We start from the raw sequence: 21,679 nt of genomic DNA, 5'->3' as shown, positions 1-21,679 counted from the left end.
AAAGTCCACAAGTCTCTCCCACCACCTGTGAGGTGGTTCTCTGCCCCGGTCGGGCGTCATCGACCAACGTGCTGACGAAACAGAGATTAGTGGGATACTCCCTTGCTCGTTGTCTGAGTTTACCTCATATGAGAACAAGGGAGTATCCCTTACGGAGTTCGCTTCGCTCACAGTATGCCAAATACTGCCAGGCTGAGCCGCGGGCGTACTACCCGCCTGCAGACCCTCTCGTCCTGGTTCGCTGACGCTCGCGAGGACGATTCACGCCAGCCCCGAGCCAGCAGGCTGGTAATACGCCCGCTCTGCCTGGCATTACGAGCATCCACTGAGAAAACCACACGTTGATACAAAGATAGGACTCAGTTAGTAAACTAGTTCGCTTTTGCTCTGCCCGATTCCTTCACATCAAGCACACCCACTACCAGTGCAAAAAAGGCAAGGACGGCGGCACTCAGCAACCAGGCAGCACTAAAGGTAGCGACCTGGGCGAGCGCTCCAATAGCAAGGGCACCCAGACCCGTGCCAACATCAAAGCAGGCATTCCATGCCACCGAGGCGCGCTGAGTTTCTGCTGGCCCGCCGGCGTCGTTGAGTGCACGGACCATGGTGACCGACTGCAGGAAGCCGTACCCGAAACCGATCATCAGCGCGCCACCGATGAGCAGGACGGTTGAGCCTAGACCGGTCCCCTGCATCAGCCCTACCAACACCGTGCCCACGGCGGCAAAAGCTAGTACCGGGGTCATCAGTCGGCGGGTGCCCCACCGGTCGGTGAGCGAACCGCCCCACAGACGGGTTGGTGTAGCCATGGCGCACAGAGCCAGCAGAGCAACGGAAGCAAGAACCGGGGTTGGCGCTATCTCGGTTGAAAAGGTCAAAAAGGCGCCACCCACACTGGTCATGAGGGTGAGGGTTAGCAGGGCCGGCCAGATACGGCACATAATTGTCCCTGTACTTGCAGCTGGCGAAGAACCAGTTGAGGTGGTGACTTGCTCAGCTAGGTAACGATCTACCTGGGCGCCCAGTTGAGCAGCGAACGGAGTAGCTAGGGCTGCAATCACGCCGGTCATGATGACAGGGCGGAAACCAAAAAGATCGAGAGCAGCAGGCGCTAAGGGAGTAAAAATCAGCTGAGCACCGGCCGCTGCCAGGCCATAGAGACCAACGGCTCTGCCCCTGTATTCCAGGGGGATTAAGTAGGACAGGGCACTGGCGCAGCAGACCGTGAGAATGCCGAACCCAACACCTCGCAGCCCAGAGCTGACCAACACGTTAACCAGTGAGGGGCTAACTGCCTGAAGCAGTGACGGCAGACCCATAAAAAGGGCGCCAGCAGGTAGCACCTTTGCCCAGCTAAAACGCCGGGTCAGGGCAGGAACCATAAACTGGGTCAGCACGGTGACGATCATCAGCACCGCATTGGTCATGCCGGCGCCCAGGGTCCCGGCACCACCGTGGATGGCCCAGGCTGGTGAAGCTGGTAGCAGAATTGAGAGGCTGCAGATACTCAGCCCAAAAGTGAGCAGAATCTGGGACATCCCTGGCAGTCGAGCAACGCTTGGGCTCATGGCACTCTCAATCATCGGTGTAGGCAGTCTGGGCAAACTCCCCTATTCTAGTACGTTCGCTCCCTTGAGCCTATCGACTAGCTCACCGGCTTTAAGCGTGCCCTGCCTGCTGCATCTGGCGCAGTTCTTTTTTCAATTCGCCAATCTCATCACGCAGTCGGCCCGCTAGCTCGAACTTTAGTTCCTCAGCAGCTTGCATCATTTGCGCGGTCATTTGGTGGATCAAATCGAGCAGGTCCTCAGCGGGGGCTGCGGCTAGGCCGTCCTCTCGCACTCGCTGTTCTGCTTTCTTGAAAAGCGCCTCAGCTTCGGGTGAGGACGCCGCGTATTTGGTGCCCTTCTTGACCGGAGCCAGCTTGCCGCCGGCTGCCTTACGGGCTGCCAGTAGCTCAGCGGTGTCTTCTTGCTCCCGAGTCAGTGTGTCGGTAATATCAGCAATTTTTTTGCGCAGGGGCTGAGGATCAATCCCGTGTTCGAGGTTGTAAGCCTTCTGGATGTCACGGCGGCGGTTGGTTTCCTCGATAGCTGTACGCATGGCATCCGTCATTTTATCGGCGTACATGTGCACCTGGCCGCTCACGTTACGAGCTGCTCGTCCGATGGTCTGAATCAGGGAGGTAGTGGAACGCAAGAAGCCCTGCTTATCCGCGTCCAAAATGGCAACCAGGGATACTTCGGGGAGGTCCAAGCCTTCGCGTAGCAGGTTGATACCCACTAGTACGTCGAAAGAACCCATGCGTAGCTCACGGAGTAGCTCAACGCGCCGCAGGGTATCGACGTCCGAGTGGAGGTACTGCACCTTGACCCCGTGCTCCAGCAAGTAATCAGTCAGGTCTTCTGCCATTCGCTTGGTCAAAGTGGTAATCAGAACACGCTCATCACGGTCAACGCGGAGCCGGATTTCTTCCAACAGATCATCAATCTGCCCCTGGGTAGGCTTGACCACAATCTCAGGGTCAATCAGACCGGTGGGGCGAATAATCTGCTCAACAAAGCCATCAGCTTGCGAGAGTTCGTACTTACCCGGTGTTGCCGAAAGGTAAACGGTCTGCCCGATGCGCTGTAAGAATTCCTCCCACTTCAGCGGCCGGTTATCCATGGCTGAAGGCAGGCGGAAACCGTGTTCTACTAAGGTACGTTTGCGGCTCATATCGCCCTCGTACATGGCACCAATCTGGGGAATGGTGACGTGGGATTCGTCCACAATGAGCAAAAAGTCATCGGGGAAATAATCCAAGAGACAGTGCGGGGCAGTCCCCTTAGCACGGCCGTCAATATGACTGGAGTAGTTCTCGATACCGTTGCAGAAGCCCATCTGTTCCATCATCTCAAGGTCATACTGGGTACGCATACGCAAGCGTTGGGCTTCTAGCAGCTTGTTTTGGGATTCTAGCTCGGCTAGACGGTCTCGTAGCTCATTCTCAATGGACCGGATGGCTCGCGCCATACGCTCAGCACCGGCAACATAGTGGGAGGCAGGAAAGACATACATCTCGGTTTCTTCACGGATTACATTTCCGGTCAGCGGGTGCAGAGTGTAAATAGCCTCAATTTCATCGCCGAAGAACTCAATTCGAATCGCATTTTCTTCGTACATGGGAATGATTTCAACGGTATCTCCGCGTACGCGGAAGGTGCCGCGATGAAAGTCCATATCGTTACGGACGTACTGCATGGCAACAAATTGGCGCAGTAACGCATCCCGGTCCATCTCTTCCCCTTGGCGTAGGGTAACCATCTGAGCCACATACTCTTCAGGGGTTCCCAAACCGTAGATACAGGACACGGTTGCCACTACGATGGTGTCACGGCGGGTCAGTAGAGAGTTGGTCGCTGAGTGGCGAAGGCGCTCAACTTCCTCATTGATGGACGAGTCTTTTTCAATAAAGGTATCGGTCTGAGGCACGTAGGCTTCGGGCTGATAGTAGTCGTAGTAGGAGACGAAATACTCAACCGCGTTGTTGGGTAGGAGCTCTCGCAGTTCATTAGCTAGCTGGGCGGCTAGCGTCTTATTCTGTACCATGACCAGGGTGGGCCGCTGAACGGCCTCGATGAGCCAGGCTGAAGTTGCTGACTTACCCGTACCGGTGGCTCCCATCAGCACAATGTCTTTCTCACCGTTATTGACCCGCTCAGTGAGCTCAGCAATAGCTTTGGGCTGATCGCCCGCCGGCTGGTACTCAGAAATAACCTCGAAAGGGGCCACTACTCGTTTGATTTCTTGCGCAAGACTCATACCTCTACCCTACCCTCAGCGCTCAAAAAACCCTAGAACAGGTGTACTAATTTTCCTCCACCTGCTCTACGAGAAAACGCCCTGCCTTTCAAACTGAAAGGCAGGGCGCATAATACCCGAAGGTTAGATCAGAGTTACTTTTCACTCTGCGTAGGATTGAGCTTTACTGCATCAGGTGAACCGGTCACTACCGCGGTGTGCGTGCCCTGCAGTTCAGCAGGTACATCGGACACCTTCTTGGCAACTGCATCAGAGGCGATATCTTCAGCAGTGACCACCGGAATCTGACCGGTGTTAGGTACCAGACCTTCGAACTCGGGTTCGGTGCCTACCTCATATTCGGGGCGCATCGTCACTTCTTCAATCGAAGAGAAGTCCTCCTGAGCGCGGCGGTGGTACTCCTCAATGGGGATGACCTGCTTCCACTGGCGAGTGCGCATGGGGGGAAGCTCGCCGGCATCCTCACGCAGTGCCCGCACCAGCATCCATATCTGCAAGAAGCCTAGAATCCATACAGGGAAGCCGACCACAATAATGACGTTTTGCAAAGCCTGCAAACCGTCGTCTCCTGCGGCCACGAGGATGGACGCGCATACGGCACCAATCGAAACGGCCCAGAAAACACTCTGCTTCTTAGGCGCCGGGTCTTCGTGCCCGTTAGCGATGGCGTCCATCACCAGCGCAGCTGAGTCGATAGAGGTGATAAAGAAGATGGTAATCACCAGCAGGGTGAGGGCGGCAATCACGGGGAACCAAGGGAAGAAGCCAAGAAACTGAAAGAGAGCGGCGGGGATATCCCCATCTTCGACGACGGTCTCCACCAAGTGCCCGCCCCTGTTTCGTTCGATATCAAAGGCGCTCATGCCAAAGACACCAATCCACATCATGGTGAATACCGAGGGGCCAGCCAAGACACCCATCACGAACTGGCGGATAGTTCGCCCCTGTGAAATTTTGGCTATGAAGAGGCCAACAAAGGGTGCCCAAGTTACGGTCCAGGCCCAGTAGAACACAGTCCAGCCACCCAGCCAACCGCTATCTGAAAAAGTGTCATTGAAGAACATCATTTCGGGCAGCTTCTGGGCGAAGTAGCCGGCGGACTCGATCGTGCCCATGGTGACGAAACGGGTTGATCCTGTCATCAAAATAAAGAGCATCAGGGCAATGGCGAGCAAAATATTGATGTAGGACAAACGCTTAACGCCCTTATCCATGCCCATAAGCACTGAGGTAACACCCGCTGCGGTGATGACTGCGATGATACCCGCCTGGATGTAGCCGCCGAAGGGCACACTGTACATAATGCCCAAACCGGAGTTAATCTGAAGGGCACCAAACCCCACGGAAATGGCGATACCAAAAACCGTTGAAACAATGGCAATGCAGTCAATGGTTTTACCAATGGGGCCGTGGATACGTTCACCCAGAAGTGGCTGGAAGATCGATGAGATTCGCGGTGGTAACTTACGTTTGTAGGTAAAGTAGCCAAACGCCAAGGCCGGGACGGTCAAGATAACCCACATGAACAGACCGATGTGGAAGTTCGATATGGCCAAGGCTTCGAGTGCAGCTTCATCGCTTAGAGGTTCCACGCCATCGTAGGGAGGATTAGCGTAATGCGAAAGAGGCTCCGCGGCTCCCCAGAACAGGAGGACAGCACCAACACCTGCGGCAAAGAGCATACCGAACCAGGCCAGGCCGGAGTAGGCGGGCTCAGCGTCATCCGGGCCTAGCTTGATTCTTCCAAACCTGCTGATAGCTATATAAATGAGGAAGATAAAGAAGATGGCATTACCCAGGACGTAGATCCAGCCCAGGTACGTAATGATGAAGGTAGACATTGCCCCAAAACCATCAGACATGGCGGTGGGGAAAACTACCATCAGTAAGGTAAAGAGCAGAATAAAACCTGCAGATCCAAAGAAAATCGAGGGGCTAGTTCGCAGCCTCAAAGCGTCGTGTATTTTGTTGAGCACGGGGGTTACCCTGTGGATGATCTGTTCTCTTCGCGACCCCTATCCACCGGCCGCGTAAGAGCCGCCCCTTTGGAGGCGACCTATTAATAATAGGTGTGACAAAACCCAATAGCCACCCAAGCCCTCTGCGCAGCCCGTTCTCAGCGTCCACGGACTATCTGGTTCTACTAGTCAGCCTATGCTTTTTGAACTTATGCAGGACGTGATTATATTTGCTTAACCTTTTCCTACATTTCTAGAATCTGCCCGTAGACAGCCTCGACCTGCCTTTCGGTTTCCTCCAGGCTGTGGGAGTTGTCAATTAACCAGGTAGCGATTTCTCTTCTTTCCTGATCACTTGCCTGGGCTTTGATACGCGCAAGCGCATCTGCTCTACTCATACCCCGTTGATCCACCAAACGTCGAAGTCTCTCATCCAGAGCTGTCTCCACCACAACGACTCCGTCAAAACGGTGCGATTGCCCCGTCTCTGCCAGAAGAGGGATATCTTCGATGAGGACTCCGCTGAACCCTGGGTTAGTTTGAGCGGCAGCAGCTTGCCGTTCTGCTTCGGCTCGGACCGCCGGATGAACAATGCTGTTCAGCTCCTGCCTCTTAGCTTCGTTCTCGAAGATGACCGAAGCAAGTGCTGCACGATCCAACCTGCCGTCAGCGGTCAGAATCTCCGGGCCAAAAGCCCTGACTGTTTCGTCCAATACATTGGAGCCCGGCTCCATCAATTGTCTGCTGATAGCGTCAGCATCAATAATGACCGCCCCTCGATCAGCTAGCATCTGAGCCACCGTAGACTTACCAGACCCGATTCCACCGGTCAGACCAATACGTTTCATTCTGCCTCCTTTATGTGCCCCTAGCCTACTCCCCTTACTCAGCTTCTTTGCATCAGAAGAAACTAAGATAGAGAGCATGAAGCAAGAAACCCGAGCTAACCGCTATACCGTACTGGCTACCAGCGCTCCCATTGAATCTCTACTTGAGATTAAACGATCCGAGTTTATTGGTTTCGTCCAGCGAGTTGAGAGCGAGCAAGAAGCACGGGTATTTATTGAATCTGTACGCAAACGCTACCACGATGCTCGCCATGTCTGCTCAGCTTTTGTTATTGGCGCTGACCGCGACATCCAGCGTTCCTCAGATGACGGCGAACCTGCCGGAACCGCCGGCATCCCCATGCTCCAGGCTCTGCTAGCACGCCGTACCGAGGGAAGGGACGGTGCTGAGACAACCGACCTTTCGGATATTGTCGCAGTGGTAGTGCGCTACTTCGGCGGCATCAAACTAGGTGCTGGCGGGCTAGTACGAGCCTACACAGAGGCCGTAGTGCAGGTGCTCGACGCGGCGCCCTTGACCCCCAGAGAACGCCTGCGCTTAGGCACCCTTGAAGTTGGTCATCACGAGGCAGGCAGGCTGGAAAATGACCTGCGTTCACTGGGCTACGCGGTGTTGAGCACCGACTATCTTGCTGATGGCGCACGCCTTACCTTAGGTGTCTTCGACCACAACGCCACCCGTACAACTACCGAAGAACAACTTGCCTCACTCACCGCCGGCAGCACCACCATCCACTGGGGTGGCAGCAGCTGGGTGGATCTCAGCTAGATACCGCTCGGTCAACCCGCCTACCCGTGGGATAAGAGCATAAAAGTCCGGGTACCCTGCTCAAGCAGGGCACCCGGACTCTGTATCACAGGGACTAAGGGAAGATAGCGGTAATAGCTAGCACGCCACCGGCACCAATAGCCGCCGAAATTGGCAGGGTAATAACCCAGGCAAGCGCGATGGGCCGCATCAGCTTCCAGTTAGCGCTCTTATTCACCATACCGACACCCAGAACCGCACCGATCAGAATGTGGGTTGATGAAACTGGCAGGCCAAGTACCGAAGCGGTCATTACGACCCCGGCTGCAGCAAGCTCAGCAGCGAAACCTGAGGAGGGGTGCATCTTGGTCAGACCGTGGCCTACAGTAGCAATAACTCTACGTCCAACGAACCAAAGACCGACGATAAGAGCTACACCGAAGGTAATAAGTGCGGGCAGGGGTACCACAGCTTCATCACCGATGGAGTCGGTCCTGAGGACATCCAGAATTGCAACGAAGGGGCCGATAGCATTTGCGATATCGTTAGCCCCGTGGCTGAAGGCGAAAGCGGCTGCGGTGAAAACCTGGAGCCAAGCAAAAATAATGAAAGTTGCGCGCGATAGTTCCTGCTTCTGCAGGCTGCGAGCAAAAACAGTAACGCTAACCCAGACGAGAATACCAATCATGGTCATAATCATGATGTTCCCTGCGGTTGTAATACCGAGGTTGAGATTGTCCAAGCCCTTGAAGAGCATCATTGCTGAGATGACCACAGCCCCGAAGGCGGCAAGAAGGGGTACATAAACCTCAAGAGCACGGTGTGAGTCCTTGCGCTTTGCCTTCACATCAATTTTGTGGATTTGACGGTAGTACTCGGTTTCAACAGCCTCAGGGTCCAGCTTCTTCAGCTTGAACTTCTTTTTGCTGGACATGGCATTGATGTAAGCGTCCTGCTGAAGGTCAGTGATGCGCTGGAAACCATCGTGGTCCTCGATAGAGCGTTGCTCATCAACGTTCTTTTTGATTTCAAGCAAGGCTGCATCAGCCTTCTCGTTATAGCCTAAGATGTACTTTTTAATCCACCCGAAAAGGAGCCAAGCGAAAAAACCACCCAGCAGGGGCGACAGAACCCATGACACAGCGATCTGACCGATGGCGCTCCACTTGACCATGTCCCAGCCGCCGGTACCGGTAGTGAAACCGGTCATGAGAGCTGCACCAACAATACCGCCAATAATGGAGTGAGTCGTCGAAACGGGCCAGCCCATACGAGTAGCAACCAGCAACCAGATAGCAGCGCCCATGAGAGCAGCCATCATAATGTAGACGAACTGCATGGGGTCAAGATCAATAGCGTCAAGATCGACGATGCCGCTTCGCACGGTATCGGTCACTGACCCACCTGCGATCACAGCACCTGAAACCTCAAACACTGCTGCGATCAGCAGAGCCTGTTTGATGGTTAGGGTGCCTGCACCAACGCTGGTACCAAAAGAGTTAGCAACGTCGTTGCCACCGATGTTGAAGGCCATAAAGAGTCCCAAGAACACCGCCGCCATCAGCACCATAGTGTGGGAGGACTGGTCAACATAACTCAGGGACCAGATAGTAAAAAGTGTCAAAGAGACGGCCATGATGCCGCCGAAGGCCAGGTGCCACCACTTATCAGTGGTGTCTCGCTGCAACGCAGGGGTTGCAAGTTTTGAACCGGAATCCACGTTGGAATTCACGAGTCCCCCTCACAGTGGGATACATCTTGTCTTAAAGCTCTAAATGAGCCCTGTTAATACTCTTGCCAATAGGTTAACTAAAGGTTAACAAGCACTGGAAACAGTGTTAACTATAGCCCGATAGGAGGGTGATTGTGGCTACTTCATTGGGGCTGAGCACCCCGAGAGAAGTTTGGCTCTACCAAAAGGGGCCCTTCCACCGTAGTGGAAGGGCCCCTTTCTAGCCTAAAGGTCTCATCCTGCAGAGGATTAGTTGCCGGTCAGCTTCTTACGCAGTTCCGCAAGTGCCTCATCGGAAGCCAGGGTGCCGGTTTCGGCGGGCTTCTCAGATGAGTATGAGGTGGGTGCTGCTTCAGCGGGAGCTGAAGAAGATGATGACGCGGGTGCAGCAGTAGCTGCCTCTGCGTCAGCCTCAGCTGCCTTAGCAACCTGAACCTTGTGAGCTTCCCAGCGAGCCTGAGCGTCAGCGTATTCCTGTTCCCAGGTAGCGCGCTGTGCTTCAAAGCCTTCGAGCCATTCGTTGGTCTCGGGATCGAAGCCCTCGGGGTACTTGTAGTTACCCTCGTCGTCGTATTCTGCAGCCATGCCGTAGAGAGCGGGATCGAATTCGGTTGACTCGGGGTCAACACCTTCGTTTGCCTGCTTCAGTGACAGGGAGATACGGCGGCGGTCCAGGTCGATATCGATAACCTTGACGAAGAGTTCGTCGTTAACTGAGACAACCTGCTCTGCGAGGTCCACGTGGCGAACTGCGAGTTCGGAGATGTGAACCAGGCCTTCGATGCCGTCTTCAACGCGAACGAACGCGCCGAAGGGAACGAGCTTGGTGACCTTACCGGGAACAACCTGACCCAGTGCGTGGGTGCGGGCAAATGCCTGCCAGGGATCTTCCTGGGTAGCCTTCAGTGACAGGGAAACGCGCTCGCGATCCAGGTCAACTTCGAGTACCTCTACGGTTACTTCGTCGCCAACTTCGACAACCTCTGAGGGGTGGTCGATGTGCTTCCATGACAGTTCGGAAACGTGGACGAGACCGTCAACGCCACCGAGGTCAACGAAGGCACCGAAGTTAACGATGGAGGATACAACGCCGGTACGAACCTGACCCTTTTCGAGCTGGTTGAGGAAGGTTGAGCGAACCTCTGACTGGGTCTGCTCGAGCCATGCGCGGCGTGACAGAACAACGTTGTTGCGGTTCTTGTCGAGTTCGATGATTTTCGCTTCGATTTCCTGGCCGATGTAGGGTGCCAGGTCACGAACGCGACGCATTTCAACGAGTGATGCGGGGAGGAAGCCGCGGAGGCCGATGTCGAGGATAAGACCACCCTTGACAACCTCGATGACGGTACCGGTAACGACGCCGTCTTCTTCCTTGACCTTCTCGATGTCACCCCAGGCGCGCTCGTACTGTGCGCGCTTCTTGGAGAGAATCAGACGGCCTTCCTTGTCCTCTTTGGTGAGAACAAGAGCTTCAACGGTGTCACCAACGGAAACAACTTCGTCGGGATCTACGTCGTGCTTGATGGAAAGTTCACGTGAGGGAATGACACCTTCGGTCTTGTAACCGATGTCGAGCAGAACCTCATCGTGGTCAACCTTGACAACTTCGCCTGAAACGAGATCGCCGTCGTTGAAGTACTTGATGGTTGCATCAACTGCTGCGAGGAAGTCCTCTTCAGTGCCGATGTCGTTGATTGCAACCTGGGGAACGTTGGTGCTCATAAAGTAAAGGGCTCCAATATGGATAGGATTCTAGGTCAGTGCAGTCGGTTTCTCACATTTTCCCTAGCTAGCTGTGCTGGCCGAGGCGTGAGGCGCCGGGTGGTTCTCTGTACTGAGCGTTGATATGGACAAAAATACGTGCGGATGCACTGTGCGCAGGGCACAGTTCAGCCACATACCTTAGTCTAGGGGGCGCCAGGGTGCAGGTCAACGCTTTTGACCGTGGCGCCCGCCCCTTTAAGTCCCAGTTAGCGGGTGATGTTCGTCTTACTATGATGCTGGGGTTCTCAAAGCGCTAGATATTTAATCTTAGAACTAGTAACTCGGGCGCAGTGCTGGATGAGCGGGAAGTTGAACAGCGCCCATGCTAGTGTCCAGCCTCGTTCCAGGTGCGCCCCCAGCCCACCTGCACGTCCAGCGGCACACGCAAATCAGCTGCCTGACTCATTTCTTCAGTCAGTACCTTCTCAGCTGCGGCTTCTTCACCGGGGACAACTTCAAGAATAAGTTCGTCGTGGATTTGCAGAAGCATACGTGACCTGAGCCCCTCAGCCCGGAGACGTTCATCAACGCGAATCATGGCAATCTTGATGATGTCTGCAGCGGTGCCCTGAATGGGTGAGTTGAGAGCGGCTCGCTCGGCAGCGTCACGACGCTGGCGGTTTGAGCTGCCCAGATCAGGCAGGTAGCGGCGGCGGCCGAACATGGTCTGGGTGTAGCCATTGTTATGAGCTTCTTTGACAACGGTGCGCAAGAATTTACCGACCTTGCCGAAGCGCTTGAAATAGTTGGTGCGCAGGCTGGTTGCCTCATCCACCGAGATGCCCAACTGCTTAGACAGACCGAAGGGTGAAAGACCGTAGGCAAGACCGTAGGACATCGCCTTTACCTTGGAACGCATCTCCGAGGTGACATCTTCTGGCTGCACACCGAAGACCTCAGAACCAACGAAGCGGTGCAGGTCTTCACCGTCAAGGTAGGCCTCAATCAGACTTTCATCCCCCGAGAGGTGCACCATGATGCGCATTTCAATCTGGGAGTAGTCGGCAGTGAGCAGGGTTGAGTACTCCTGTCCATCAATTGGCTCCGGTGCAACCACGAAAGCTTCACGAATCTTGCGACCTTCCTGCGTGCGGATGGGGATGTTCTGCAGGTTGGGGTCCGTGGATGAGAGGCGCCCGGTCGCTGCCACGTTCTGTTGGAAGGTGGTGTGGATGCGTCCGTCAGCCGCGGTTGCCTTCTGCAAACCTTCAACTGTCTGCTTAAGTTTAAGGTAGTCGCGGTAGGTCTGCAGCTGAACCAGAAACTTAGCTCCGGCGGTATCCTCGTGCACCTGACCCAAGATTCCCTGCAGTGAGTCAGCGTCCGTTGAGTAACCACTCTTCAACTTACGGGTGGTGGGCAGACCCAACTCTTCAAAAAGGACCCCCTGCAACTGCTTGGGTGAGCTCAGGTTAACCTCGTGCCCCAGTACCGAATAGGCAGCCTCAGTAGCGCTTTCCACGTGTTGACCATAGTAGTCCTTGAGCTCGGATACGTTATTACTGTCCAAAGCAATGCCAAGAATTTCCATGCGGGCAAGGACACTTGCCATCGGCAATTCAATGTTCTCGTAGAGACCCAGCTGCTCCTTGGACACCAAATCAGCATGAAGGGCATAGGCAAGCTCCTGGATATGGCGCGCCAGAAGGCTGTTATGCTCAAGGTCGACCACGGGGCCAACCGCGAATAGCTCCCCTTGAGTAGGCGCTTGTTGAGGTTGCGAAAGACTTAGCTCCAGGTAACGGTCTGTGAGTTCGGTGAGCATACCGTTAAAGGTGCGCTGCTTAGCTGCGGGAATGTAGCCGCAGACGTAGGAGGAAAGCACCGGGTCTTCGATGACGCCTGCAAGTGTGTAACCGTATCCGGCAAGTGACTTAAAGTTCTGCTTGAGGTCAAAGATGATTTTGGGGGCGGATGAGTCCTCCAGCCAGCTGGTGAGTGCCAGCCTTATGTCATCAGCCAGACCGTCAAAATCTACGTAGGCCGCCCGGGCTCCAGCCAGCAAGACTAGGCCGTGAAGACTCTTCTCGTGAGCAAACCCATGATCAGGAGAATCTTCATCAACAACTGGCAGAAGAGTAACGGCTGACTCTAGACGGTCCGGGACGGGAATTGTACGCTCTACGGCTGCAATACTAGCGGCCGAGCCGTTGAGGAACTCCAAGAGCTGAGCGGCGGAGTCAATCTGCTGACAGTCCTCTACGCTCATTTCCACCGCAGGCACGGCCTCCTGCTGAGTAGCAAAAACTTCAGCCACTCGCTTGCGAATAGAGTTAAATTCTAGGTAGTTGAAGAGTTCTTCTAGTTCTTCAGCTTCAGGGCCATAGTGGTCAGCATCAGCTAGCGTGGTCTCGAGTTCAAGGTCATCAACCAAGCGGTTCAAACGACGGTTGCGCAGCACATCCTCGATATGCTCCCGTAGCGCCTCGCCCTTTTTGCCCTTGATTTTCTCGGCGTTTTCCAGCACACCGTCAAGGTTGCCGTACTCGTTAATCCACTTTGCGGCAAAGCCGGGGCCCACTCCGGGGACGCCGGGAAGGTTATCGGCCTGCTCCCCTGTCAACGCTGCTAGATCGGGGTAGAGGTGAGGAGCAACCTTATATTTCTCTTCAACGGCTGCCGGCGTCATGTATTTGATGCCCTTAGAGGGGCCGGTAGTGACGGGATAGAGAACCGTTACCGTGTCGGTGACCAGCTGAAAAGCGTCCCTATCGCCAGAAACAATTGCGACCTCAAAACCGGCCTCGCGGCCCTGGCGAGTGTAAGTGGCAACGATGTCATCTGCTTCGTAGTTCTCCAGGGTAACTGCTGGGATGTTCAGGGCTGCTAGAACCTTCTGAATCAGCTCAATTTGCCCAGAAAATTCAGGCGGCGTCTCATTACGACCACCCTTGTATTCACCGTACTGCTCGGTGCGGAAGGTGCCACCCGAGAGGTCAAAAGCAGCAATAATATGGGTGGGTTGCTCGCTTTTGATCAGGCTCAAGAGGGTCGATAGAAAGCCATAGACAGCGTTCGTGTGCTGACCTTCAGCGTTGACAAAGACATCGACCGGTGCCCCGTAGAAGGAGCGAAAGGCAAGAGAATGCCCGTCAATGATCATCAGTTTTTGGTTGGGCTGGGCTGGAGTTTCGCTAGAGTTAGTCACATACCCATCCTACCGGGCTGCTCTACCCCTGTCTGCAACCCTCTTATGAGGGTACGCTCCACTTGGCGCCCCTCTAACGACCAACTTCTGTCTAAGGATTCTCATGGCTACTTCAGAACCCAATATCACTGATCAACGACTAGCCGAGCTAACGTCCGCCGGCATCCCACCCCAGTATCACACCTATTTTGCTGGCCTAAGACTCGACGGTCTCACTGAAAAGCTGGGTATACAATTCCAGCAGCTTTCACCAGAACATTCTGTAGCAACGATGCCGGTAGAGGGGAATACCCAAGTAGTGGGTTTGCTACACGGAGGAGCGACAGCCGCCTTAGCAGAAACCTTAGGTTCTGTTGCTGCTTTTCTTTCGGTAGCAGAGCAAGGCAAGGTCGCAGTGGGTGTTGATCTCAACATCACCCACCTGCGCCCGGCGTCCAGAGGAGTGGTGACCGGAGTCTGCCGTTCCCTGAAGCTAGGCAAAACGGTTTGCGTACACACCGTGGAAATCACCGATGAATCTGGCAGGATCATTAGCACTGCACGCATCACCAACCAGATTATTGACGCACCCCAGCGGTAGCTTCAGAGTCAGCGGGACGTGCGCTCTCACCTAGCACAGTATGGCGCTGTTCCCGGTGTTTACCCCAGCATTTCTCAGTATGGAAAATCATGGGCGTGATACCACCCACGAATAGACCGAAAAGACACTCTGAGGTGCCCATTAACAGGGCAATATGCCTAAACTGAAACTTCTAAACCATCGTGCACACACGCACTCAACCCCAACCCGTGAGGAACCATGAAGAAGATCCCTCTGCTGGTTTGGATTATCGTTGCAATCGCTAGCGGTATTCTCATCGGCGCCTTTACCCCCGGCATTATCGATGGCATCAACAGCGTCCTAGGTAGCAGTATCCCCACCGACCTAGTGGTTCAGCTGTTCGTATCGTTCTCCACGATTTTCAGCGCCTTCCTCAGCTTTGCCATTCCCCTCATTATTATCGGCTTTATCGTGCCCGGTATTGGTTCTCTAGCTAAGGGAGCTGGCAAGCTTCTGGGCACGACGGTGGGTCTCGCCTACATCTCGAGCATCGCCGCTGGCTTCCTGGCCGTGACCGTAGCCCACTTTATCTACCCCACGATCCTAAGGGGTCAGCAGCTGACAGTTTTTGAGAACCCTGAAGAGTCACTGTCTTCGGGTTACCTTGAGTTTGCTCTTGACCCCATCATGTCGGTGATGAGTGCCCTCATTCTTGCCTTCATTCTGGGTCTGGGGCTGACAGCGCTGAAGACCAAGAATATGCTGCACCTCTTCCAGGACTTCCAAATCATCATTGAGAAGCTGCTGGGCCGCGTCATCATCCCCTTGTTACCCGTACACATCGTGGGCGTCTTCGCCAACATGACTCTGGCGGGTCAGGTCGGTCAGATTCTGGCTGTCTTCGGCAAGGTCTTTATCATGGTCATCATTCTGCACTGGGTCATGCTGACTATTCAGTACTCCGTTGCAGGTGCAGCTAGTAAGCGTAACCCCTTCAGCATGCTCAAGGGTATGCTCCCTGCCTACTTCACCGCTATTGGTACCCAGTCATCGGCAGCTACCATCCCGGTCACCGTTGACTCAGCGAAAAAGGTGGGTATCAAGGGTAGAATTGTGGACTTCGCAATCCCCCTGTGTGCCACCATCCACCTTTCAGGCTCCATGATTACCATTACCTCCTGCGCAGTAGCGGTTATCTACATGACCACGGGCTCGCTGTCCTTCCTTGATATGATTCCCGTAGTACTGGTACTGGGCATCATGATGGTGGCAGCTCCCGGCGTCCCCGGTGGCGCTGTCATGACCGCCATCGGCCTGCTACAGTCCATGCTTGGCTTCGATGACGCAATGATCGCACTAATGATTGCTCTTTACCTAGCTCAGGACTCCTTCGGGACCGCAACAAACGTCACCGGTGACGGCGCAATTGCAAGCCTCACCGAACGCTTCGCTCGGGCCTTCGGCGCTGACAAGGACCTTGACACTGATGAAGTAGCTGAGAAGCCCGCTTCAGTTCAGGCCTAAAAATACACGCTGAACCCCGTTCTTTAGACACTAAGGAACGGGGTTCAGTTCATTTCTACGGTGTATTCCTGGGCCTGGGCTGCACGGTAAAGTGGTCAGGTAACTACCGTTCTCTTTTAGGAAGTTCTGTGAAACCTTCAACTCGTAAGATGCTGGGCAATATCTTCTTGGTCATCACCATCATCGTGACGACCCTAGCAATTGCCGAAGGTGGCCTCTGGTGGGCAGCAGTCACCGTTAGTGCAGCCATCGCCCTCTGGGGAATTAATGGCTCCCAGAAGGGCCGCGAAGAACTTTAACCGAACTATCGAGTAAAAGACCCGCTGATATGTGAATCAGCGGGTCTTTTGCTCGGTCTTATGTGGACGGTTTTTATTGAACCTGTTTGACGATGGTCTCTGCGACCTCTCGCATTGAGAGCCTCCGGTCCATTGAAGTTTTCTGGATCCAACGGAAAGCTTCGGGTTCGCTCAACCCCATCTTGGTAATGAGCAGCGACTTGGCGCGGTCAACCAGCTTGCGGGTTTCAAACTGTTCCTTAATGGAGCTGACTTCGCTCTTGAGTGCACGAAGCTGCTCGTAACGGCTCATGGCAACTTCAATAGCGGGAATGAGGTCATTGGGTGAGAAAGGCTTGACCACGTAGGCCATAGCACCGGCCTCAGTTGCTCGATCTACCAGTTCTTTTTGGCTAAAGGCGGTGAGCAAAACTACGGGTGCTAGCTCTTTCTCATTGATAAGACCGGCAGCTTCGATACCGTCCATAATGGGCATTTTGACGTCCATCAGCACCAGATCTGGGCGGTGCTTTTCTGCTAGTTCAACCGCGGTCTTGCCGTTATCGGTCTCAGCAAGCACTTCAAATCCCTGGTCTTTGAGAATTTCTACGATATCTAGGCGAATGAGCGCTTCGTCTTCAGCTACAACGACGGTGCGTGCCGGCTGCTGATCGTGGTTCTCGGATTCTAGGGGGGTCTGCTCTGACATTCCCGTGGCTCCTTCAGTCAATTCAGCGTCACAAGTTTTAACTCTGTGTCTTTATTTTCGCACGAACCGAACTTTATGCGCTTCTTTACGCGGGTGACGGTGCGTACTACCGTTCTAATTGTATGTTTAATATTCCGTCTTAGAAGGGTGATTGAGTGCTGAACCTTGCCACAGTCCACTCCAATTCGCTTTTCTGAGCAGGCTTGTGTACAGTAGAAGTGCTCTCTGAAGCAAGCCCAAGTGGCGGAATTGGCAGACGCGCCGCACTCAAAATGCGGTTCTTTTAGAGTGTGGGTTCAAGTCCCACCTTGGGCACCAGCAAAAGCCTAGCCAGGTACATAACAAACACCCTCCTGTTGACAGGAGGGTGTTTTTTGTTGACTCTGCTCCCATACTTAACACCATGCTAGGGGTTTCAGAATAAAAACTGACACTAGACAACTTCGGACTACGACTAAGTCTTTCTAAAATATATTTCTATTAGGTGAGCAGTGGACTATAAGATCTGTTTAAATGAACAGCCATACATCAAGAGAACAGGCATGAGTTGGAGGGGCAGCGTGGACACCTCTGGGGTGTATGTAGAAACTACCATTGGGCTTAAGGAAGAGACGCTGCTGCTACTTCATGGCGGCGGTGTTGCCGGGTGGATGTGGCGACCTTTACTGGAACAGCTCGAGACCGATTACAGTTTTCTCGTGCCGGATCTTCCCGGTCATGATCATAGCGCGAATCTGCCGTATCGCTCGCATCAGCAGACGGTAAACACCTTGATTTCGCTCTTTGAGGGCTATGAGGGTAGTCCTGTGACTGTGATTGGTTTCTCGCTGGGAGCACAGCTCGCCATCCTTCTCGCATCCCAACGACCCGACCTTGTAGAAAGAGTCGGAATTATCAGTGCCCAAGCAAAGCCAGCCAAGTGGCCTGCCGCAACTCTTGCAACGCTCAGAATGGCCGCCCCTCTTGCGAAAAATGAACACTTCGCTAGGGCCCAAGCCAAAGAGCTCTTTATTCCATCCGCGTTGTTCCCGGCCTATCTTCGAACGTCGCGGTCGCTTTCACTTGAAACTCTGCTTGCTTCGGTGGGTGAGAACATCAGGTTCTCAATCCCAGAATCATGGGCAGAGTTTCCGGGCGACTCATTGGTACTCGTCGGCGAAGCTGAACGGCCGATGATGCGAACGTCAGCCAACCTGCTAGCAGATTCACAATCGGGGTGCGAGGCAGAAATTGTCGCCGATTGCGGTCACGGTATTCCGCTACAGAGACCGGGGTGGCTGGCTCAGCGTTTACAGGCTTGGCTGCCATGACCACGAACGCTGACATCTGACCCACGAGGTTCACTTCAAACAACCTGCCTGATTAGCCTGGATGAGCTAAAGATACCGTAAGGAGCTGCTCATTAACAAGGCCCTGAAGTAGCTAGCATCCTGACTCCAATAACAATTGCAGAATTAAACGTACAAGCAAAAAGCTCGACCCGCTCACAGTAAGCGGGGCGAGCTTTCAGTTCTCTAGCCTAGATTGGCAGACAGAGACTTATTCGTGGAAGGGACCAACCGACTCGCGATCCTCGGGCAGGACCGCCCCGGCGTCGTCCAGGTCGCCAACGCGGTGAACCTTCACGGTGTTGGTAGAACCAGCCACACCGGGAGGTGAACCGGCAGCCATAACAATCAAATCGTTAGCCTCAGCCAGGTTGTTAGCCAGAATGTAGCGGTCAACCACAGCGGTCATCTCATCGGTGTCATTGGCAGCAGGAGCCAGAACAGCCTCCACGCCCCAGAGCAGCGACAGGAAGGCACGAACCTCAGGCTTAGGAGTCATAGCCAGCACGGGCTTAACAGGACGCAGACGCGCCAGACGGCGGGCGGTATCACCGGACTGGGTGAAAGCAGCAATGTACTTGACGTCCAGCTGGTCAGCAATATTGACCGCCGCGCGGGTAATAGCGCCACCGCGAGTCTTGGGTGATGTACCCAGCTCAGGAACACGGAAGAGACCGCGCTCCTCGGTGGAGCTAATAATGCGAGCCATGGTCTGGATGGTGATGATGGGGTATTTGCCCACAGAAGTCTCACCAGAGAGCATGACAGCGTCCGCGCCATCAAGAATAGCGTTAGCGCAGTCAGATGCCTCTGCACGGGTGGGAGTGGGGTTCTGAATCATGGTTTCCAGTACCTGAGTCGCCACGATAACCGGCTTTGCCCAGCGGCGTGCAAGTTCAATCGCGCGCTTCTGAACGAGGGGGACCTCTTCGAGGGGGAACTCAACACCCAAATCACCACGAGCCACCATGATGCCATCGAACTTGTCGACGATATCCTGCAGATTTTCAACAGCCTGAGGCTTCTCGACCTTAGCAATAACCGCAATACGGCGGCCTTCTTCTTCCATGATTTCGTGAACGCGGGTGACGTCATCGCCGCTACGCACGAAAGAAAGAGCGATGATATCGACACCCATGTTCAGGGCAAAACGCAGGTCGCGCTCGTCCTTTTCGGTCAGCGCAGGAATTGATACGGCAACGCCAGGCAGGTTGATGCCCTTGTTATTGGAGATAGGGCCACCCACGACAACGCGCGTAGTGACGGTCGTAGCGTCAACCTCAATAGCTTCTAGACGGATCTTGCCATCATCAATCAGCAGGGTATCGCCGGGCTTGACGTCACCGGGCAGACCCTTGAAAGTGGTTCCACAGATTTCCTTGGTGCCTTCAACATCTTCAGTGGTGATCTTGAAAGTGTCACCGGGCTCAAGAACTTCAGCGCCGTTTTTGAAGGTTTCTAGGCGAATTTTAGGGCCCTGCAAATCAGCAAGGATCGCAACATTCTTACCCAGCTTCTCAGCTTGCTCTCGAATCGTTGCGTATGAGTTAGTGTGAACCTCGTGGTCACCGTGGCTCATGTTTAGTCGGGCAACATTCATGCCAGCTTCGATAGCAGCTGCAATTTTCTCGGGGGCAGAAATTGCGGGGCCAATGGTACAAACAATCTTTGCGCGTCTCATCAATCAACCTTATGTTTTGTAGGGGCTGGGCTACCTGCGCAGGCAACCATCGTTGAGATACTCATCGAGGTAGCCAACAGGCTCCCATATAGTCAGCATAAAACCAACATGTCCACAGTCCATTGTACGTGGTTTCATGGGGTTTTGGGGGACGTTTTACCCCACATTTACCAACAATGACACTTCAAACCCCACAAAAACAAACATAAACGGTCACCAAGCAAAATCTTTTGGCTTGCCACACTCGTTTATGTTTGAGAGCGTCAAACAAGGCGCGTATTCTAAAAGATGCACCACAGCGCACCGCTTTCACCCACTTGCAAAGGTTGCTATGAACGCCCCCACGGTTATTATTCTCTTCGGTTCCACCTACGGCCACACTGAACGCTACGCCACGTGGATTGCCGAAGACTTGCGAGCACTCCCCCAAGCGCCCACCGTCAAGCTATCTCCAGTCGCAGAAGCAACCGACGAACTCATTAAAAGCGCAGACATTTTGATTGTGGGTGCCAGCTACCTGGGTGGCTTCTTGACCGGCGCACCCACCCTCCGTAAGCGTCGTGAAGCCATGCTTACCGTTGATCGCCGCCTCTTTTATACCGTTTCTTTCAATGGCACAGAGGTCTACCCCCGTTCCTACCTGGATGACCGCGTCATGAAGAGCTACAAGGCCGAAGTTGCCGGGGACAGGCCAGCTTTCCACTTCCGCGGTGGCTTGAAGATGAGCGAAATGTCCAAGCTCCACAAGACAGCACTTACCGGTGTGAAGACTGCCTATAAGCTCAAGCCCAGACAGAACGAGTACGACAAGCAGCTTATTGAAGCGTTTGAAAACGGTGGAGCTGACCACACCAATCGCCAGTGGATTGATCCGCTGGTAGATCAGGTGAAAATCTACCTCGAAGAGCTAGCGTAGAGCTCTCAGCCCACTAGAAGGGAAACAACGATGAGTCGGGTCGTGCTCATTTACGGAAGCCAGTACGGCAGTACTGAACGGTACGCGCATTGGATAGCAGAAGAGCTAAGCCAAGCTGGGGTGCAGACAGAGGTAGTAGCAGCTTCTGATATCAGCCCATCTCTCCTAGCCGAAGCGGATATGGTGGTTGCTGGGCTGAGCGACTACGGTGGGCTTCTCACCGAATCTTCCGAGCTCAAAAAACTTGTCAATCAGCTACTGGCTCAGCCCCTAACTCTTTTCACCGTTTCGTTTAGCGGGTTGGACGGTGCGCCCCAGGAAAAACTCGACGGAATTCTACGCAAGAATGTGGGTGAGGCTCTGGTCGATCATGCCAACGGCATCTTCCACTTCAGGGGCGCACTCGACCATACTCGCCTGTCTCTAAAGCACAAGACGGTCATGATTGGTATCCGTTCTGCCATTGCGGCAATCCCCAAGAAGTCGGTGGCTAACCAGCAAATGTTGGACAGCTTCTCGCAGAAAACCGTAGATTACAGCTCACCCGAGGCCTGCGCCCCTCTGATACAACTGGTACGAGAAAATCTGGGCTAGATTTCACAAACTGTCATACAAGGGTTACTCATAAAATCACAGAGCTGACAGGCAGGGCATGGGCATGCTGGCTCGGGGCTGGCGTGAATCGCCTTGTGAGCGAAGC

General features: G+C 54.1%; 16 protein-coding genes and 1 tRNA gene. 8 read left to right on the top strand and 9 right to left on the bottom strand.

The window, feature by feature from the left end; translation table 11 throughout:
- Nucleotides 1–371: 371 nt before the first annotated feature.
- The 4 genes from L6990_RS03385 to coaE form a co-directional block, all read right to left on the bottom strand.
- Nucleotides 372–1,568, bottom strand: coding sequence for an MFS transporter (locus L6990_RS03385; protein ID WP_237202653.1), 1,197 nt, complete (start codon nt 1,566–1,568; stop codon nt 372–374).
- A gap of 91 nt (nt 1,569–1,659) precedes the next feature.
- Nucleotides 1,660–3,804: an excinuclease ABC subunit UvrB gene (gene uvrB / locus L6990_RS03380; protein ID WP_237202652.1), complete on the bottom strand. Its 2,145-nt coding sequence runs from the start codon at nt 3,802–3,804 to the stop codon at nt 1,660–1,662.
- Between the two features lie 134 nt (nt 3,805–3,938).
- On the bottom strand, nt 3,939–5,780 hold the full coding sequence (locus L6990_RS03375; RefSeq protein WP_237202651.1) for a BCCT family transporter: 1,842 nt from the start codon (nt 5,778–5,780) through the stop codon (nt 3,939–3,941).
- A gap of 227 nt (nt 5,781–6,007) precedes the next feature.
- A complete protein-coding gene (coaE, locus tag L6990_RS03370) occupies nt 6,008–6,610 on the bottom strand; it encodes a dephospho-CoA kinase (RefSeq protein WP_237202650.1) in 603 nt (200 codons plus the stop codon).
- A gap of 76 nt (nt 6,611–6,686) precedes the next feature.
- Here coaE and L6990_RS03365 point away from each other — a divergent pair, with 76 nt between their 5' ends.
- Nucleotides 6,687–7,379: an IMPACT family protein gene (locus L6990_RS03365; RefSeq protein ID WP_237202649.1), complete on the top strand. Its 693-nt coding sequence runs from the start codon at nt 6,687–6,689 to the stop codon at nt 7,377–7,379.
- A 94-nt stretch (nt 7,380–7,473) separates the two neighbouring features.
- On the opposite strand, the gene L6990_RS03360 is transcribed toward L6990_RS03365, so the two are convergent.
- The 3 genes from L6990_RS03360 to polA form a co-directional block, all read right to left on the bottom strand.
- On the bottom strand, nt 7,474–9,078 hold the full coding sequence (locus L6990_RS03360; protein ID WP_237202762.1) for an inorganic phosphate transporter: 1,605 nt from the start codon (nt 9,076–9,078) through the stop codon (nt 7,474–7,476).
- A gap of 261 nt (nt 9,079–9,339) precedes the next feature.
- Entirely contained in the window at nt 9,340–10,812 is a 1,473-nt protein-coding gene (rpsA, locus tag L6990_RS03355; protein WP_237202648.1) for a 30S ribosomal protein S1, read from the bottom strand.
- A 367-nt stretch (nt 10,813–11,179) separates the two neighbouring features.
- Nucleotides 11,180–13,957 carry a DNA polymerase I gene (gene polA / locus L6990_RS03350; protein ID WP_237202761.1) on the bottom strand — a complete coding sequence of 926 codons (2,778 nt, stop codon included), beginning with the start codon at nt 13,955–13,957 and terminating at the stop codon, nt 11,180–11,182.
- Nucleotides 13,958–14,105: 148 nt separating this feature from the next.
- On the opposite strand from polA, the gene L6990_RS03345 reads away from it, so the two are divergent.
- The 3 genes from L6990_RS03345 (at nt 14,106) to L6990_RS03335 (ending at nt 16,366) form a co-directional block, all read left to right on the top strand.
- Nucleotides 14,106–14,582, top strand: a complete 477-nt coding sequence (locus L6990_RS03345; protein WP_237202647.1) for a PaaI family thioesterase — start codon at nt 14,106–14,108, stop codon at nt 14,580–14,582.
- Nucleotides 14,583–14,801: 219 nt separating this feature from the next.
- Entirely contained in the window at nt 14,802–16,067 is a 1,266-nt protein-coding gene (locus L6990_RS03340) for a dicarboxylate/amino acid:cation symporter (RefSeq protein WP_237202646.1), read from the top strand.
- Between the two features lie 128 nt (nt 16,068–16,195).
- Nucleotides 16,196–16,366, top strand: coding sequence for a hypothetical protein (locus tag L6990_RS03335; protein WP_237202645.1), 171 nt, complete (start codon nt 16,196–16,198; stop codon nt 16,364–16,366).
- 73 nt (nt 16,367–16,439) lie between these two features.
- On the opposite strand, the gene L6990_RS03330 is transcribed toward L6990_RS03335, so the two are convergent.
- Nucleotides 16,440–17,054 carry an ANTAR domain-containing response regulator gene (locus L6990_RS03330; protein ID WP_237202644.1) on the bottom strand — a complete coding sequence of 205 codons (615 nt, stop codon included), beginning with the start codon at nt 17,052–17,054 and terminating at the stop codon, nt 16,440–16,442.
- A 234-nt stretch (nt 17,055–17,288) separates the two neighbouring features.
- Here L6990_RS03330 and L6990_RS03325 point away from each other — a divergent pair.
- Nucleotides 17,289–17,372, top strand: a tRNA-Leu gene (locus L6990_RS03325).
- Between the two features lie 173 nt (nt 17,373–17,545).
- Complete coding sequence (locus L6990_RS03320) at nt 17,546–18,364, top strand: alpha/beta fold hydrolase (RefSeq protein WP_237202643.1); 819 nt, start codon at nt 17,546–17,548, stop codon at nt 18,362–18,364.
- A gap of 229 nt (nt 18,365–18,593) precedes the next feature.
- On the opposite strand, the gene pyk is transcribed toward L6990_RS03320, so the two are convergent.
- Nucleotides 18,594–20,063, bottom strand: coding sequence for a pyruvate kinase (gene pyk / locus L6990_RS03315; protein WP_237202642.1), 1,470 nt, complete (start codon nt 20,061–20,063; stop codon nt 18,594–18,596).
- Between the two features lie 331 nt (nt 20,064–20,394).
- On the opposite strand from pyk, the gene L6990_RS03310 reads away from it, so the two are divergent.
- Both L6990_RS03310 and L6990_RS03305 read left to right on the top strand, forming a co-directional pair.
- Nucleotides 20,395–20,979 carry a flavodoxin domain-containing protein gene (locus L6990_RS03310; RefSeq protein ID WP_237202641.1) on the top strand — a complete coding sequence of 195 codons (585 nt, stop codon included), beginning with the start codon at nt 20,395–20,397 and terminating at the stop codon, nt 20,977–20,979.
- A gap of 30 nt (nt 20,980–21,009) precedes the next feature.
- A complete protein-coding gene (locus L6990_RS03305) occupies nt 21,010–21,573 on the top strand; it encodes a flavodoxin domain-containing protein (RefSeq protein ID WP_237202640.1) in 564 nt (187 codons plus the stop codon).
- Nucleotides 21,574–21,679 lie beyond the last annotated feature (106 nt).

The sequence above is a fragment of the Rothia endophytica genome (assembly GCF_928381505.1).
Classification (GTDB): domain Bacteria; phylum Actinomycetota; class Actinomycetes; order Actinomycetales; family Micrococcaceae; genus Rothia; species Rothia endophytica_A.
This window is presented reverse-complemented; position numbering and strand designations above follow the sequence as displayed.

Excerpts from the sequence above, each read along its gene's own strand:
- L6990_RS03385 (WP_237202653.1), bottom strand. The coding sequence starts at position 1,568 with ATGAGCCCAAGCGTTGCTCGACTGCCAGGGATGTCCCAGATTCTGCTC.
- uvrB (WP_237202652.1), bottom strand. The coding sequence starts at position 3,804 with ATGAGTCTTGCGCAAGAAATCAAACGAGTAGTGGCCCCTTTCGAGGTT.
- coaE (WP_237202650.1), bottom strand. The coding sequence starts at position 6,610 with ATGAAACGTATTGGTCTGACCGGTGGAATCGGGTCTGGTAAGTCTACG.
- L6990_RS03365 (WP_237202649.1), top strand. The coding sequence starts at position 6,687 with ATGAAGCAAGAAACCCGAGCTAACCGCTATACCGTACTGGCTACCAGC.
- rpsA (WP_237202648.1), bottom strand. The coding sequence starts at position 10,812 with ATGAGCACCAACGTTCCCCAGGTTGCAATCAACGACATCGGCACTGAA.
- polA (WP_237202761.1), bottom strand. The coding sequence starts at position 13,957 with ATGATCATTGACGGGCATTCTCTTGCCTTTCGCTCCTTCTACGGGGCA.
- L6990_RS03345 (WP_237202647.1), top strand. The coding sequence starts at position 14,106 with ATGGCTACTTCAGAACCCAATATCACTGATCAACGACTAGCCGAGCTA.
- L6990_RS03340 (WP_237202646.1), top strand. The coding sequence starts at position 14,802 with ATGAAGAAGATCCCTCTGCTGGTTTGGATTATCGTTGCAATCGCTAGC.
- L6990_RS03330 (WP_237202644.1), bottom strand. The coding sequence starts at position 17,054 with ATGTCAGAGCAGACCCCCCTAGAATCCGAGAACCACGATCAGCAGCCG.
- pyk (WP_237202642.1), bottom strand. The coding sequence starts at position 20,063 with ATGAGACGCGCAAAGATTGTTTGTACCATTGGCCCCGCAATTTCTGCC.
- L6990_RS03310 (WP_237202641.1), top strand. The coding sequence starts at position 20,395 with ATGAACGCCCCCACGGTTATTATTCTCTTCGGTTCCACCTACGGCCAC.
- L6990_RS03305 (WP_237202640.1), top strand. The coding sequence starts at position 21,010 with ATGAGTCGGGTCGTGCTCATTTACGGAAGCCAGTACGGCAGTACTGAA.